The following is a 15002-nucleotide window of genomic DNA, read 5'->3' as shown; positions in this document are numbered from 1 at the left end:
GGCCCGGCACGTCAGCGGTCGCCCGCGCGCAGGCGGGCGCTGACGGTGCCCAGGCCCTCGGCCAGCACGGCCAGCTGCTCCCGGGTGAGCAGGTCGATCAGGGCCTCGCGGACGGTGGCGACGTGCCCCGGGGCGACCTCGCGCAGCACCTCCCAGCCATGCTCGGTGAGCTCGGCGAAGACGCCGCGCACATCGCTGGAGCAGGAGCGGCGGCTGACCAGCCCGGCCTTCTCCAACTGGGTGATCTGGTAGGTGAGCCCGCTCTTGGAGGTGACCAGGCGGTCGGCCAGGTCGGTCATCCGGAGCGAGCGGCCGGGGGCCTCGGAGAGCTGGCTGAGGATCTCGTACTGGGTGTGGGACAGGCCCGCGCTCTCCTTGAGCTGCTGCTCCAGGCGGCGCTCGACCAGATTGCTGGCGACCACGAAGCCCCGCCAGGCGGCCATCTCTTCATCGTCCAACCATCTGGGCTCGTCCATGCCGCCGATTCTATCGGTTGTTCAAATTCGAACCAAGGTGTACCGTGAGGTATGTCAGGTTCAAATTTGAACCAAATTTCCGGAGGAGGAGCTTCCCATGCCAGTCCGTCGCCTGAACCACGCCGTGCTCTACGTCCGCGACGTGGCTCGCTCGGTCGCCTTCTACACCGACGCCTTCGGCTTCAAGGTCGACGTCGAGATCCCCGGCCGGGCCGCCTTCCTGAGCGCCGAGGACACCCTGAACGACCACGACCTCGGCCTCTTCGCGGTCGGCGAGCAGGCCCCCTCCCCCAGCCGCGGCAGCGTCGGGCTCTACCACCTAGCCTGGGAGGTCGGCACCCTCGGCGAGCTGGCCGAGATCGCCACCAGGCTGAGCGCCACCGGCTCGATCGTCGGCGCCACCGACCACGGGGTCTCCAAGTCCTTCTACGCCAAGGACCCGGACGGCATCGAGTTCGAGGTGATGTGGCGGGTGCCGCGCGAGGAGTGGCCCTCCGCGGAGGACGGGGCCGGCATGCGCTCGCTCGACCTGCACGCCGAGCTGGCCCGCTGGGGCGCCGACCTCAGGACCGGCGCGGCGGCCGGCTCCGCGACCTGACGGACCGTCCGTCCCTCCGTCCGCCCACGGGAACGCGCGTCAGCGGGGCCCCGCCGGGATCACCGGCCGGGCCCCGCTGACGTGTGATCAGGGCCGATCGGCCCCGGCTCAGTAGCCCAGCGCGTCGCCGCCGACGGCCATGGCGTCCTCGCACAGCGACTCGGCGTCGCCGCCGACCGCGGCCGCCGGGCCCTCGGCCCAGGCGTCGCCGCCCACCGCACCCGCGTAGTCGACGCCGTGGGCGTCGCCGCCGACCGCACCGGCCGCACCGCCGCCCATGGCGTCGCCGCCCACCGCACCCGCGTCACCGGCGGCGTCGACGTCACCGCCGACCGCCATCGCGGCACCGTCGCCCACCGTCACGGCGTTGCCGCCGACGGCCAGCGAGCCGTGCGAGTGGCGGCAGTGGTTGTGGGCCGAGGCCACGCCCGCGCCCATGACGAGGGCACAGCCGCAGATGGCGGCGGCAGCGGTGATCTTGGCAAGAGTCGTACGCATGATGATGAAGTCCTCCGAGGTCGGTACGGGACTCCACCTGAATCGGCAGCCCCCGCCCGCCCCATGAGCCCCCGTCACCCGCCCGGCGGAGCGATCACTTCCGCTTCCACCCGCACGAGTGCGCCGGGGCTCCCCCGGCCGCCCCTACGCGCCCTCGACCCGGGCCCGCAGCGCCGCGAACCACTCCCGGTAGGACGTCCCCACCGCAGGCGGGTCGAACATCACCGTGCCGTTCCGACGCCAGAGCGCCCCCAGCTCCTCTTCGCCGACCCGCTCCCGCTCCAGTCGGTCGAGGTCGGCCCGCAACCCCTGGAAGGTCTCCGTCACCTCCCGCTCCAGGTACTCGTCGACCGCCGAGCCGGGCCACCCGTCCCGGGGCAGGTCCTGGTGGAAGGAGGAGGTCGCGAAGTAGACCACCTCCGGGTAGCCGGAACCCTCCCGCCCGGCGCCCTCGCTCAGTGCTCCCACGGACGCTTCTCGCCCGGGCTGACCTCGGCGGCGAAGTCGTCGGCCACCTGGGCGATCACGGCGCGGCCCTCGATCCGCTTCAGCCAGTGCAGCGGGAGGCGGACGTCGCCGTGGTGGGCGCCCAGCAGGTTGCCGGCGATGGAGCCGGTGGAGTCGCTGTCGCCGGAGTGGTTGACGGAGAGCAGGAAGGCGGCCTCGATCGGGGTGCGGGCCGGGGAGGGGTCGCAGACGGTGGGGCCGTGGCCGTAGCTGTAGGACTGCGGGCGGGTCGGGGCCAGCACCGCGTACACCGCGATGGCCAGCGCCTCCTCCGCCACCCAGCCCTGGCCGAGCCGCTCCAGCTGCTCCGCGCTCGCCTCGCCCTCCGCCGCCAGGTCGACGGCCCGCCGCAGCGCGGTGGAGGTCTCCTCGTGCCCGGGGTACCGCCGCAACAGCTCCAGCGTCCGCAGCACCGCCCCCGGCAGGGACTCGCCGTCCACCAGGTGGCTGATCATCGCCGCGAGGGCGCCGGCCGCGTAGTAGCCGGTGGGGTGGCCGTGGGTGATCTGGGCGCAGTTGGCGGCCAGCTGGAAGGAGTGCTCGGCACCCTGCTGGGTGAAGCCGAACGGCGCCGACCGCATCACGGTGCCGCAGCCCTTGGAGCCCGGGTTGACCGGTCCGGGGGCGCCGGTGAGTTCGGCGTACGGGTGCGGCGCCTGCGGGGTGCGCAGGCCGGAGAGGCAGGCGTTGCCGGGGGCGCGGCGGGCGTAGAGCCAGGGCTCCTGCCGCAGTTCGCCGCCCCGGTGGCGCAGGCCCTCGGCCGGGGGCGGGGCCGGGAGGTCCTGGGTGTCCAGCCAGCGCAGGTAGGCGTCCAGCACCAGCTCGCCCTCGGCCCCGGTGATGCCCTTGGCCCGGGCCCGGCGGTAGCCGTTGAGCCGGCCCTCGGCGCTGAACAGGGTCATCTGGGTGTCGTCGGTGATCCGCCCGACCACGCCCTCGTGGTCGGGCACCAGGCCGGTGACGCCGGCCGGACCGTACGCGGCCCGGATGTCCGCCAGCGAACGGAACTCCACCGGGTTGCCCAGCGCGTCCCCGATCGCTCCGCCGAGCAGGCAGCCCCGCAGCCGGGAGCGGTAGGCGGTCAGTTCGGCCCAGGACGCGTGCTGCACCTGATGGCTCCTCAGTCTGTCGGATCCGGTCTGATGTTCTGGTTGAGCCGGAACAGGTTACCCGGGTCCCAGGCGCGCTTGAGCTCCCGCAGCCGCCGGTACTTCGCCTCGCCGTAGGCCTCCCGGACGCGCTGCTCGCCCTCCTCCATCAGGAAGTTGACGTAGACGCCGGTGTGGTGCGGGGTGAGCGCCCGCCACAGCCCGCGGGACCAGGCCCGCTCCTCCTCGAAGCCCTCGGGGCCCGCGCAGGTGGCGTTGATGTTGAAGGTGTGCCCGGCGCCGCGGCCGCTGAAGGCGGTCTCCTCCTCGCCCACCCTGGCGATGGCACCGCCGAGTTGGAAGATCGGGAAGCTGGTGAGCGGGGAGGCGATCCGCGCCGCGTGCTCGGCGGTCACGTCGATCACCTCGTCGGAGAGCCGGGCCACGTCGCAGGACTTGAAGTAGTACCAGCGCCCCGGCGGGAAGGACGGGTCCAGCGAGGCCTGGTGCTCCAGGAAGGGCTTGGGGTGGCACAGGTCGGCGGCCGGCGGCCCGAACCGGCGCAGCGGGCGCAGCACCTTCTCCCCCTGTTCCAGGTCCCCCGCCCAGCAGCAGAGCACCGCCACGACCAGTTGCCCCGCCAGCTCCGGCGGAACGCCCGGCAGCGGCGGCGCGGTCCGGTGCACCACGGCGGTGGTCAGCTCGTCCGGCACCTCCTCGATCCACTCCCGGTAGAAGCGCAGCACCCGGGCCGAGTCGGCCACCGGCCAGATCAGCGGCCCGGCCAGCACGGTCGGCCCGACCGGGTGCATCCGGTACTCGAACTCGGTGACCACCCCGAAGTTGCCGCCGCCCCCGCGCAGGCCCCAGTACAGCTCCGGGTTCTCCCGGGCGTCGGCCCGGACCCGCTCCCCGGAGGCGGTGACCAGCTCGGCGCCGACCAGCTGATCGACCGTCAGGCCGTGCTTGCGCATCAGCCAGCCGATCCCGCCGCCCAGGGTGAGCCCGGCCAGTCCGGTGTGGGTGACGATGCCGGACGGGACGGCCATCCCGACCGCCTGGGTGGCCGCGTCCAGCTCGCCGAGCAGCGCCCCGGCCTGGGCGCGGACGGTGCGGGCCTCCTCGTCCACGGTGATCCGGCGCAGCCCGGAGAGGTCGATCACGATGCCGCCCTCGCAGAGCGACTGGCCGGAGAAGCTGTGCCCGCCGCTGCGGACCGCGACCGGCAGGTCGCCGCCGGCAGCGTGGCGGGCGGCGGCCCAGCGGACGGCGGCGGCCACGTCGGCCGGGTCGGTGCAGTAGGCGATCAGGGCCGGGCGCCGGTCGATCGAACCGTTCCAGATCCGGCGGCCCTCCTCGTACTCCGGGTCTCCCGGCCGGACCAGCCGTCCGCGGAACCCGCGCCGCAGCTCCCTGACGTCCACCTGCGTGCTGGTGTCCATCGGCTCTTCCCTCGCCGCCGTCCGGCCCCCGCCCTCCCAGTCTGGCACCGGGCCTCCGGGGCGTCCCGGGAGGAGAATGGGAAGCACTGTCCCTCTTGACCGAGGAGGTGGTCGCCATGGGCGAGGCACGCGAGCTCATGGACCGCATGACCGCTGCGGTGACCGGTACGCCCGACCTGGAGGCCCTCGGCGAATGCCTCGCCGAGGACGTGGTCGCGTCCACCCCGGACCAGCTGGAACTGCGCGGACGCAAAGCCCTGGTGGACTACTTCGGGGACATGTCGGAGGCGATCCCCGAGGCCTACTTCGAGCCGGTCGCCGCGTACGAGGTGGGGGACACCGCGATCGACGAGGGCTACTACACCGGCCGCAACACCGGGCCGCTGACCATGCCCGACGGCTCGAAACTGCCGCCCACCCAGCGGGAGATCAGGATCCGCGGCTGCGACCTGGCCACCGTGCGGGACGGCCGGATCGTGGAGTACCGGCTCTACTTCGACCAGTTCGAGTTCATGAGCCAGCTGGGCCTGATCCCCGAGGAGTGACGCGTCGGACCCACGGTACGGGTGGGCCGGAAGGGGTACGCCCCCTGTCGGTGCGGCGGCCCGCGCGGCAGAGTGTGCCCCATGCAGACTCCACTCACCGTGATGGACTTCCTCCGGCGGGCCGAGACGGTCTACGGCGACCGGATCGGGGTCGTCGACGAACCGCTCCAACCCGCCGAGTCCTGGGGCGACCTGACGTACCGACGGGTGGCCGAGCTGGCCCGCGCCCAGGCCGCCGGGCTGGACCGGCTGGGCATCGGGCCGGGTGAGCGGGTGGCGATCGTCTCCCACAACTCGGCCCGGCTGATGACCTCGCTCTACGGGGTCAGCGGCCACGGCCGCATCCTGGTCCCGGTGAACTTCCGGCTGCGGGCCGAGGAGGTCGCCTACATCGTCGAACACAGCGGGGCCAGCGCCCTGTTGGTCGACCCCGAGCTGGACGAGGCACTGGCCGGCGTGCCGGTCAAGCACCGCTTCGTGCTGGGTGCGGAGAGCGACGCCCAGCTGTACGACTTCGACCGCGAGCCGGTGCACCACGAGATCGCCGAGTCGGACACCGCGACGATCAACTTCACCAGCGGAACCACCGCCCGCCCCAAGGGCGTTCAGCTCACCCACCGCAACCTGTGGCTGAACGCGGTGCTGATGGGCCTGCACTTCGGCGCCAGCGACCGCGACGTCTACCTGCACACCCTGCCGATGTTCCACGCCAACGGCTGGGGCATGCCGTTCGCCCTCACCGGCCTGGGCGCGCAGCACGTGGTGCTGCGCAAGGTGGACGGCGCCGAGATCCTGCGCCGGATCGAGCAGTACGGCGTCACCTTCCTCTGCGGCGCCCCCGCCGTGGTGGCCTCGGTGCTGGCGGCCGCCGCCGAGTGGGACGGGCCGGTGCCCGGCCGGGACCGGGTCCGGATGATCGTCGCCGGGGCGCCGCCGCCCACCTCCGTGGTGCAGCGGGTGGAGGAGGAGCTCGGCTGGGAGTTCATGCAGATCTACGGCCTGACCGAGACCTCCCCGATCGTCACCGTCAACCGCGGCCGGTCCGAGTGGGACGACCTCCCGCCGCTGGAGCGGGCCGAGCGGCTGGTACGGCAGGGGTCGCCCTCGATCGGCACCGAGCTGCGGGTGGACGAGGAGGGCGAGGTGCTGATCCGCTCCAACACCGTGATGACCGGCTACTGGCAGCAGCCCGCCGAGACCGCGGAGGCGATCCGGGACGGCTGGTTCCACAGCGGCGACGGCGGCACCGTGACGGACGGGTACCTGACCGTCTCGGACCGGAAGAAGGACGTCATCATCACCGGCGGCGAGAACGTCTCCTCGATCGAGGTGGAGGACTGCCTCTACGCCCACCCGGCGGTGGCCGAGGTCGCGGTGATCGGCGTGCCGGACGCCAAGTGGGGCGAGACGGTCAAGGCGCTGGTGGTCCGCCGGGACGGCGCGGCCGGCTCCGGTTCCGGCTCCGGTTCCGGTTCCGAGGAGGAGCTGGCCGCCGAGCTGATCGCCCACTGCAAGGAGCGGCTGGCCGGGTACAAGGCCCCGACCTCGGTGGAGTTCCGCACCGAACTGGCCCGCACCACGACCGGCAAGCTGCAGAAGTTCAAGCTCCGCGAACCCTACTGGGCGGGACGCGACCGCCAGGTCAACTGACCCCGCCGCGGGGGCCGGGACGGCGTCCGTCCTCCCGCCGTTCCGGATTCCCGCCCGGCCCCCAACTCCGCTGTCCCCGACCATCGTTGAGGAGTCACTCCGTGGCCGATGCCACCGCTCTGCTGGACGACCTGCGCGACGAGACCGAGTCGCTGGACGCCCTCGTCGCCCCGCTGGACGCCGCCGGGTTCGCGACCCCGACCCCCGCCGAGGGGTGGACCGTCGCGCACCAGATCTCCCACCTCGCCTGGACCGACCGGTGGTCGCTGCTCGCCTGCCGGGAGGGCGAGGCGTTCCAGGACCGCTTCGCCGACCTGCTGGCCACCGGCGACGACCCGGTGGAGGCCGGGGCCGCCGAGGGCGTCGGCGAGGCGCCCGCCGAGCTGCTGGCCCGCTGGCGGGCCGGGCGCGCGGAGCTGGCCGCGGCCCTGGCCGAGGCCGCCGCCTCGGGCCGCCAACTCCCCTGGTTCGGACCACCGATGAAGGCCCCCACGATGGCCACCGCCCGGCTGATGGAGACCTGGGCGCACGGCCAGGACGTGGCCGACGCCCTCGGCGTGGTCCGGGAACCGACCGCCCGGCTGCGGCACGTGGCCCACCTCGGGGTACGGACCATGGGGTTCGCGTTCGTGCTGCACGGCCTGCCGGCCCCGGAGGCGCCGGTCCGGGTCGAACTGACCGCGCCCTCCGGCGAACCGTGGACCTGGGGCCCGGCCGATGCTGCCGACTCGGTGCGCGGACCCGCACTGGACTTCTGCCTGCTGGTCACCCAGCGGCGCCACCGCGACGAGCTGGCCCTGCGGGTGTCGGGGCCGGTGGCCGAGGCCTGGCTGCCGATCGCCCAGGCCTTCGCCGGGAGCCCGGGGCCCGGTCGGCCCGCGCCGCAGCACGACTGACCGGCCGTCAGTTCCGGCGGTTCACCCCGGCGAGCGATTTCATGTTTTACCAATTCATGGTGAAGTCTTTGCCATGAGGAAATACTTCGCGATTGCCGCCGCCACCGCCCTCCTCCTCCCGATCGCCGCGACCCCGCCCGCCACGGCGGCGTCCGAGCCCCGGACGCCGCTCGGCGAGGTGGACTCCTTCTTCGCCGAGTACCGCCTCGCCGCCCTGGGCGAGATCGAGGAGTTCCCGGCCGAGATCCGGGCCCGGACGCTCTCGCCGCCGCTGAACGCGGAGTTGGAGACCTGGTCCGCCACCCACGGCGGCGCCGACCCGGTCTTCCGCGAGCGGAACATCCCGCGCAGCTGGTCCCTGCACGAGTCCCCGCCGCCGGCCGGCCCGCCGGGCACCCGCACCGTCACTGTCACCGAGACCTGGTACGAGGGCGGCTCCCGCCGGGTCGTCTTCACCGTCCACCTGCCCTCCCTGCAGATCACCGCCATCACCGACCCGCCCCCGACGGCCGGCTGACGGCCGGTCACCCCACGCCGACCGGCCACCCCGGAGCCCTGGAGCCCCACGCAGCGGCCCCGTGCCCCGGCCCCGTACCCCGCCCCACGCAGTGGCCCCGCGCTCCGGTCGTCCAATCGAGTCGGACCTCACCCCTGCGGGGGACAGTGGTTTGGCGCGTCCGGGCGGCCGTGGCCAGGCTGGTCGCCATGACCCTTCCCCGTCTGCTCCCCGTCGCCCTCGCCCTGGCCGCCGCCTGCTGCGCGGCCCCGGCCGTCGTCCCCGCCGAGGCCCGCCCGCTCGCCCCGCAACCGGCCAACTCCACCCTGGTCCTGACGGTCAGTGAGGGCGAGACCGTCTCCCCCACCCCCGACGACCGCACCACGCTGGACTGCTCCGACCGCCCCACCGGCACCCACCCCGCCCCCGACGCCGCGTGCACCGCGCTGGCCGCGGCCGGCGGCGACCCGGACCGGCTGCGCGGAGCCACCGGCACGCTCTGCACCGCCCTCTACTCCCCCGTCGCCGCCACCGCCGAGGGCGTCTGGGAGGGGTCCCCGGTCAAGTGGTCGCGGACCTTCGGCAACCGCTGCCAGCTGCGCGCCGCGACCTCCCCCGTCTTCTGACCCCTCCCGTTCCTCTCCCCCCGCCTCACCCCGTGCTGCGCCCGCCCACCACCAACGCCGCCACCAGACAGCCGAACCCGGCCGTACCCGCCACGGTCCGCACGGTGTTCCACTTCACCCAGGTCGTCTCGAACCGCTCCCGCACCGCAGCCAGGTCCGGGATGTGGTCGAGCGAACCGGCCGCCGCCAGCTGGTCGTTGAGCGGCACGTTGACCGTGCCCGTGACCACCATCAGCACCACGTACAGCACCGCCGCCGCCACCAGCCAGGGCAGTGCACCGCGCTGCCCCGCCCCCAGGTGCAGGCCCACCGCGAGCAGCGACAGCACCAGCGCCCCCATGAAGACCGCCATGAACCACCCGTTCAGGATGGCCACGTTGATCCGCTGCATGGTCTCCACGAAGGTCCGGTCGTCCGCCTTCGCCAGCCCCGGCATGACCGAGCAGCTGTAGGCGAAGAACAGCCCCGCGCTGAGTCCCATCGTCACCGTCGCCGCCAGCAGCACCGCAGTTCTGAACCAAGCCATCGTGCTTCCCCCTGTGTCCCGCGTCCCGTCGTTCTCCTGCTGACCACCAGTCAACCGCCTTGCGCCCCGGAGGACCATGGTCCTCCGGCTCCCCTCCATACGCGCGCGTCTACACTCGGCGCCCATGGACGCACTCGCCGGTCTGCTCACCGGCCCCCGGGCCCGGGGCGCCTTCCTCCTCCGCTCCGTGTTCACCCCGCCCTGGTCGATCCGGATCGAGGACCGGGCCCCGCTCACCCTGCTGATCCCGATCGCCGGCACCACCTGGGTGGTCCCCGACCCCGGGCAGGGCGCACCCGTCCGACTCCGACCCGGCGACGTGGCGGTGACGCGCGGCCCGGCCCCGTACACCGTCGCCGACTCCCCCGAGACCCCGCCCACCGTGGTGATCCACCCCGACCAGACCTCCACCACCCTCGACGGCGAACCCCTCTGCGACGAGCTCGACCAGGGCGTCCGCACCTGGGGCGCGAACCCGGACGGGCCCACCGTCCTGATCTGCGGGACGTACCAGCTGCGCGGGGAGGTCAGCCGCAGCCTGCTGGACACCCTCCCGCCGCTGCTCTCCCTCCCCCTCGACTCACCCCTGACCACCCTGCTCGGCGAGGAGATCGGCCTCGACCGCCCCGGCCAGGACGCCGTCCTGGACCGGCTGCTGGACCTCATCCTGATCACCACCCTGCGCGCCTGGTTCGACCGCCCCGACTCGGATGCCCCGGCCTGGTACTGCGCCCACACCGACCCCGTGGTCGGCCAGGCCCTCCGCCTGCTCCACTCCGACCTGGCCCGCCCCTGGACGGTCGCCGACCTGGCCTCCGCCGTCGGCGTCTCCCGCGCCGCCCTCGCCCGCCGCTTCACCGACCTGGTCGGCGAACCCCCGATGGCCTACCTCACCACCCGCCGCCTCGCCCTGGCCGCCGACCTCCTCCACGACCCCACCACCACCCTCGCCTCCGTCGCCCACCAGGTCGGCTACTCCACCCCGTTCGCCCTCAGCACCGCCTTCAAGCGCATCCACGGCGTCAGCCCCACCGAACACCGCACGGCCTGAGCACTCCTGACGCTCCGTCACTCCACCGTCCCCGCAGAGCCGATCACGGCCTCCGGCCCGGGTGCGCCGGCACCGGGAGACCGGCGAGCGGATCGCCGGGGCCGAGGCGCTGCACGGCGGCACCACCGCCGACGTGCGGAGGCCGACCACCGGCAACGCGGGACGGACGCCCCGGGCTGGGCCAGGGCGGTCCGGGAGCGCTCAGGAGTGGTCCGGGCGCGGTCTACGACCGGCGGGTGGGTCCGGGCAGCAGGGCCTCGGCGGCGGCCGCCGCGACGACCTCGGCGACCGTGGACAGGGCGGGCGAATCGAGCTTCCACTGCTGCCAGTACAGGGGGACGTCCATGGGCCGGGCGGGTGCCAGTTCCACCAGCCGGCCGGACCGCAGCAGCGGCTCGGCCTGCGGCTCGGGCACGAGGCCCCAGCCGAGACCGGCGGCCACCGCGTCCCGGAACCCGTCCGAGGCGGGCACCAGGTGGCGGGTCCGCCCGGCGCCCGACCGCCCCCGGGTGAGGGAGCGGACGAACTCGTCCTGGAGCTCGTCACGCCGGTCGAAGACCACGGTGGGGGCTTCGCTCAGATCCCCGGCCAGGTCCCCGGTGAGATGACGGGCCGTGAACTCCGGCGTGGCCACGGCCAGGTAGCGGGCCAGCCCGAGCCGCCGCACGGTGCAGCCGGCCACCGGGTCGGGCGAGGAGGTGACGGCGGCCATCACCTGACCCTCGCGCAGCAGGGCGGTGGTGTGGGACTCGTCTTCCCGGTGGAGCTCGAAGCAGATCGGCGGGTCCTGCGGCACCTGCGTGAGCGCGGGCAGGAACCAGGTCGCGAGGGAGTCGGCGTTGACCGCGATCGGGACCCGGGCCGGGCCCTGCTCCGCCGCCAGGCCCAGTTCGGCGCGGGCGTCCCGTTCCAGGCGGGCCAGCTGGCGGGCGAAGCGGACCACCACCTCACCGGACTCGGTGGGCCGCACCGGCTTGGTGCGCAGCAGCAGGACCCGTCCGATGCGCTGCTCCAGGGCCTTGACGCGCTGGCTGACGGCGGAGGGGGTCACGTGCAGTGCGGCAGCCGCGGCGTCGAAGGTGCCCTCGTCGACCACCGCGAGCAGGGTCCGGACCTGGTCCAGGGGGAGATCGTCCATAAGTACGGCTGATGTTACCTAAGAATCTTTAGCTGTACTCATCACTACGCGATCCATACGGTCGAGCCATGAACACCAGCACCATCACCGCCGCAGCCGCCGGTTTCGGCACCGGGCTCTCCCTCATCGTCGCCATCGGAGCCCAGAACGCGTTCGTCCTGCGCCAGGGCGTCCGCCGGCACGCCGTCCTCGCGGTGGTCGCCATCTGCGCCGTCTCGGACGCGGCGCTGATCGCGCTCGGCGTGACGGGAGTGGGCACGGTGGTCACGGCCTGGCCGGCGGCGCTGAGCGTGGTGGGCCTGGTGGGCGGGGCGTTCCTGCTCTGCTACGGCTTCCTGGCCGCCCGGCGGGCCCTGCGCCCGGATCCGACGGCCACCCTCACCGGCGGCGGACCGGGGGCGAGGTCCGTCCGGCGAGCAGTCCTGACCTGCCTGGCGATGACCTGGCTGAACCCGCACGTGTACCTCGACACCGTGCTCCTGCTGGGCTCGCTCGCCTCCGACCGCGGCGACCTGCGCTGGGCCTTCGGCGCGGGCGCCGTGCTGGCCAGCCTGTGCTGGTTCGCCGGCCTGGGATTCGGCGCCCGGCTGCTGAGCGGCGTCCTGTCCCGGCCGAAGGCCTGGCGCGTGCTGGACGGGCTGGTCGCGGCGACCATGCTGGGGATGGGCGGGATGCTGGTCGCCGGGGCGTAGGACGCCCCGACCGCCGGACGGGTACCGCGGCTTCCACGTGCACCGGACCACTCCGACGAGCTAACCACAGGCCGACGCCGTCCGGGCAGTGCTGCACAGCTGCCACCCACGACACCCCCGCCACCACGCCTGCGACCACCCGTCCTGACGACGTCAGCCGACCCGCCGGAACGACCTGGCGGTGAGCAGGTCCCCGTACGGCCCGCTCTGGAACTGCGGCGGCGGCGCCATGTCGCCGAAGGACTCGACGAACGCCCGTGGTGACACCGCGAGTTCCCGTTCCGCCGCCGCCTCACCGGCGAGGCCGGGGGCCATCGCTGCACAGACCCTGACCCCCAGGTGCGGGTCGGTCAGCCACGGGCGGGTGTCGCCACCGAGCCGGCCGACCGCCAGCAGCACCGTCGCCAGATCGTAAGGGTCACCGGAGGCGGCCCGAGCCACTCCGGCCAACCGCTCGACCAGCAAGGGGCATTGACCGGTACCGGAGGCGTCGAGGGCCAGCGAGCCGACTGCCGCGGCGGCGAGCGCCCGACGCCGCCCGTGCTCCGACTCCAGGTACGGCAGCACCCGCCGCAGCAGTCCGGGGGCCAGGTCACCACAGGCGAGGGCCGCCCGCTCGATGACCAGCTCGCCCGGGCCCGTCCCGCCCTCGTCCTGCCACATCCGGCTCCGGCCGTCCTGGTCGGCCGCCAGGTAGTCCGCCGTCCAGGCGTCCAACTCCGGCCCGCGCCCCGCGATCCGGGCGCGGACCTCCCTCTCCCGCCCTCCCACGTCGGCCGCGACACCGACCCCGTAGAGGTACACGAGCATCGCGTCCCGCAGTGACGGATCGTCAGGGCCGAGCCGGGGGTCGTCCAACAGGTCGACGACCAGCAGGGCGGTCGGCGCGGTGGCGGGCCACGCCCCGCCCTCCCGACGGAGCGTGGACCACAACTCCATGCACCCCTCGACGAGCGCCCGCGGGTCGTCGCCGAGCAACGCCGCCAGCCGCCTCGGCGTGTCGGCGGCGGAGCCCGTCGCGTGGAACAGCCCGGACCAGTCGACCTCTGTCATGCCGGGGATGGTGCCACGGCGCACCGTCAGAGGAAGCGGACCTGGGGCGGTTCGCCGGTGGAGACGGAGAGGCGGCCTTGCTGGAGTTGGACGTCGCAGCCGCGGATCAGGACGCCGTACTCCTTGGTGATCGAGAGGCTGCCCTTGCCCGCGTCGGTGGCGAGGCCGCGGTCGAAGGTGACCCACTGCTTGAACTCGTTGATGCCGTGGAAGACGATCCGGTCGGGGAGGGTGGTGAAGAGGCGCCCGCCCTCGTGGCCGAGCTTCATGCCGCCGGCCACGGTGAGCCGGCCCTGGACGTGGGCCCCGCCGGTCTTCAGGTCGCCGAGGTCGGCGAGGCCGGCCGAGACGGTGCCCGGCTCCTGGCCGCCGTCCCGGCGGACGTCGATCCCCGAGCGGGGGAACTCGATCCAGCCGTCGGCCGGGTCACGGCCCTGCACCCACTTGGTGTTCACCCCGTTGAGGTCCGCCTTGTCAGCGGCGACGACGCCCCACGCCCGACCGCCGTCCCGCCGGACGTCGATCCCGGCTCCCGGGAACTCCACCCACCCGTGCCCGGCCGCGCGGTCGCCGACCCACTTGGTGTCGACGCCGTTCACCTCGAGGCGTTCGGCGGTGACCACGCCCAGGTCCTCGCCCGGGCCGTGCAGGACCTCCACCCCGGAGTCGGGGAAGCGGATCCGGCCCGAGTCGGTCGTCAGGCCCTTGACGGTCCCGGTCCGCACGTCGCGCGCCTCGACGGTCCCGGCCGACACCGTCCCCCGGCCGCCGGAGCGGTCGTCGACCCGGACGCCGTCCGCCGTGAGGACGAGCCGGCCCCGGTCCTTGCCGCCCTCGATCCACGGGGTGCGGATGCCGTTCTCGAACTCGGGGACCAGGGCGTGGACGGTGGTGGTGAGGAAGTACCCGTGCTGCGGCTGCCCGTCGACGTTCGTCCCGGCGATCAGCGTGTACGTGGTGCCGCGCTTGGGGACCGGGACGGGCGCGGCACCCGGCGTGGGCCAGGTGTAGGGCTGGTCCACCACCACGGGGCCGGCCGCACCGAGCGCCACCGGGACGGTCCGGCCGTCCGGGAAGCGGATCCAGTAGTCGAGGTTGCTCGGCCCGTCCCACTCCAGCTCGACCTGCGCGCCCTCCGGGAGGAGGGCCAGCCGGGGGCGGAAGTTGCGCGGGGTCCGGGGCAGCTGCTTGACCACCGCGAGCGTGGTGACGAAGGCGTCGGTCGGCATGGCCGCCGTCCCGTCCCCGCCGCCCGTCCGCTCACGGACCGTCAGGCGGACCAGTCCGCCGCCGGCCGTGACGGGGACGTTCTCCAGCGTGAGGGTGATCGACTGCTGCCCCGGGAAGGTCTGCTTGCTGCCCGGCCGGGTGGGGTGCTGGGCCCGGAAGGCCTGCTCGTCCTCGTCCCAGGCGAAGGCCGGATCCGCCGTGTCCCAGGGCGTGTTGTAGCTCGTGGTGATGCCGGGGCGGATGGCCGCGCGGTCCGCGGTCAGGTCCTCGGGGCCGGTGCCGACCGGGATCACCAGGTCGATGTACCGCCAGTCGACGTCTTCCTGATGGGTGTTGGAGACGATGACGTACACCGTCCCGACGGACGGCCGCCCCTCGGAGGAGGCCTGGAGGGAGGTCGGGTCGGTGAGGATCTCGTAGTGCAGCAGAGACGGCACGGCGGGGTCTCCTACCTGGGCGGCGCACGGGCGGTGCGGATACCGACGGTCCC

General features: G+C 73.8%; 17 protein-coding genes. 8 read left to right on the top strand and 9 right to left on the bottom strand.

Annotated elements, in window-relative coordinates; all coding sequences use genetic code 11:
• Positions 1-11 precede the first annotated feature (11 nt).
• Positions 12-476 carry a MarR family winged helix-turn-helix transcriptional regulator gene (locus ACIA8O_RS19450; protein ID WP_396295127.1) on the bottom strand — a complete coding sequence of 155 codons (465 nt, stop codon included), beginning with the start codon at positions 474-476 and terminating at the stop codon, positions 12-14.
• Between the two features lie 97 nt (positions 477-573).
• On the opposite strand from ACIA8O_RS19450, the gene ACIA8O_RS19445 reads away from it, so the two are divergent.
• Positions 574-1074 carry a VOC family protein gene (locus ACIA8O_RS19445; protein WP_396295126.1) on the top strand — a complete coding sequence of 167 codons (501 nt, stop codon included), beginning with the start codon at positions 574-576 and terminating at the stop codon, positions 1072-1074.
• A gap of 108 nt (positions 1075-1182) precedes the next feature.
• On the opposite strand, the gene ACIA8O_RS19440 is transcribed toward ACIA8O_RS19445, so the two are convergent.
• The 4 genes from ACIA8O_RS19440 to ACIA8O_RS19425 all read right to left on the bottom strand — a co-directional run bounded on the left by ACIA8O_RS19440 (position 1183) and on the right by ACIA8O_RS19425 (position 4609).
• A complete protein-coding gene (locus ACIA8O_RS19440; RefSeq protein ID WP_396295125.1) occupies positions 1183-1572 on the bottom strand; it encodes a hypothetical protein in 390 nt (129 codons plus the stop codon).
• A gap of 144 nt (positions 1573-1716) precedes the next feature.
• Positions 1717-2040, bottom strand: a complete 324-nt coding sequence (locus ACIA8O_RS19435) for a contact-dependent growth inhibition system immunity protein (protein ID WP_396295124.1) — start codon at positions 2038-2040, stop codon at positions 1717-1719.
• Complete coding sequence (locus ACIA8O_RS19430) at positions 2028-3188, bottom strand: ADP-ribosylglycohydrolase family protein (protein WP_396295122.1); 1161 nt, start codon at positions 3186-3188, stop codon at positions 2028-2030. The genes ACIA8O_RS19435 and ACIA8O_RS19430 overlap by 13 nt, the downstream gene beginning before the upstream one ends.
• An 11-nt stretch (positions 3189-3199) precedes the next feature.
• The gene (locus ACIA8O_RS19425) at positions 3200-4609 is read right to left on the bottom strand and encodes an FAD-binding oxidoreductase (protein ID WP_396295121.1); all 1410 of its coding nucleotides are present in this window, start codon (positions 4607-4609) and stop codon (positions 3200-3202) included.
• A 116-nt stretch (positions 4610-4725) separates the two neighbouring features.
• Here ACIA8O_RS19425 and ACIA8O_RS19420 point away from each other — a divergent pair, with 116 nt between their 5' ends.
• The 5 genes from ACIA8O_RS19420 to ACIA8O_RS19400 all read left to right on the top strand — a co-directional run bounded on the left by ACIA8O_RS19420 (position 4726) and on the right by ACIA8O_RS19400 (position 8822).
• Entirely contained in the window at positions 4726-5154 is a 429-nt protein-coding gene (locus tag ACIA8O_RS19420; protein WP_396295120.1) for an ester cyclase, read from the top strand.
• An 81-nt stretch (positions 5155-5235) separates the two neighbouring features.
• Positions 5236-6804 carry an AMP-binding protein gene (locus tag ACIA8O_RS19415; RefSeq protein ID WP_396295119.1) on the top strand — a complete coding sequence of 523 codons (1569 nt, stop codon included), beginning with the start codon at positions 5236-5238 and terminating at the stop codon, positions 6802-6804.
• 101 nt (positions 6805-6905) lie between these two features.
• Positions 6906-7700 (top strand): TIGR03084 family metal-binding protein, encoded by a 795-nt coding sequence (locus ACIA8O_RS19410; protein ID WP_396295117.1) that lies wholly within the window; start codon positions 6906-6908, stop codon positions 7698-7700.
• A gap of 73 nt (positions 7701-7773) precedes the next feature.
• Positions 7774-8217, top strand: coding sequence for a hypothetical protein (locus ACIA8O_RS19405; protein ID WP_396295116.1), 444 nt, complete (start codon positions 7774-7776; stop codon positions 8215-8217).
• A 188-nt stretch (positions 8218-8405) separates the two neighbouring features.
• Complete coding sequence (locus ACIA8O_RS19400) at positions 8406-8822, top strand: SSI family serine proteinase inhibitor (RefSeq protein WP_396295115.1); 417 nt, start codon at positions 8406-8408, stop codon at positions 8820-8822.
• Positions 8823-8847: 25 nt separating this feature from the next.
• On the opposite strand, the gene ACIA8O_RS19395 is transcribed toward ACIA8O_RS19400, so the two are convergent.
• Entirely contained in the window at positions 8848-9348 is a 501-nt protein-coding gene (locus ACIA8O_RS19395) for a DUF1772 domain-containing protein (protein ID WP_396295114.1), read from the bottom strand.
• Positions 9349-9472: 124 nt separating this feature from the next.
• Here ACIA8O_RS19395 and ACIA8O_RS19390 point away from each other — a divergent pair, with 124 nt between their 5' ends.
• Positions 9473-10399, top strand: a complete 927-nt coding sequence (locus ACIA8O_RS19390; RefSeq protein WP_396295113.1) for an AraC family transcriptional regulator — start codon at positions 9473-9475, stop codon at positions 10397-10399.
• 223 nt (positions 10400-10622) lie between these two features.
• Here the strand turns inward: ACIA8O_RS19390 and ACIA8O_RS19385 are convergent, their stop codons facing one another.
• Entirely contained in the window at positions 10623-11537 is a 915-nt protein-coding gene (locus ACIA8O_RS19385; protein WP_396295112.1) for a LysR family transcriptional regulator ArgP, read from the bottom strand.
• Positions 11538-11605: 68 nt separating this feature from the next.
• On the opposite strand from ACIA8O_RS19385, the gene ACIA8O_RS19380 reads away from it, so the two are divergent.
• A complete protein-coding gene (locus ACIA8O_RS19380; protein WP_396295110.1) occupies positions 11606-12229 on the top strand; it encodes a LysE/ArgO family amino acid transporter in 624 nt (207 codons plus the stop codon).
• Between the two features lie 153 nt (positions 12230-12382).
• Here the strand turns inward: ACIA8O_RS19380 and ACIA8O_RS19375 are convergent, their stop codons facing one another.
• Both ACIA8O_RS19375 and ACIA8O_RS19370 read right to left on the bottom strand, forming a co-directional pair.
• Positions 12383-13282, bottom strand: a complete 900-nt coding sequence (locus tag ACIA8O_RS19375) for a hypothetical protein (protein WP_396295109.1) — start codon at positions 13280-13282, stop codon at positions 12383-12385.
• A 26-nt stretch (positions 13283-13308) separates the two neighbouring features.
• Positions 13309-14949 (bottom strand): hypothetical protein, encoded by a 1641-nt coding sequence (locus ACIA8O_RS19370; RefSeq protein WP_396295108.1) that lies wholly within the window; start codon positions 14947-14949, stop codon positions 13309-13311.
• Positions 14950-15002: the final 53 nt, after the last annotated feature.

Source organism: Kitasatospora sp. NPDC051853 (assembly GCF_044452665.1).
Classification (GTDB): Bacteria; Actinomycetota; Actinomycetes; order Streptomycetales; family Streptomycetaceae; genus Kitasatospora.
The sequence above is the reverse complement of the archived record's forward strand: the minus strand, read 5'-3'. Positions and strand labels throughout refer to the sequence as shown.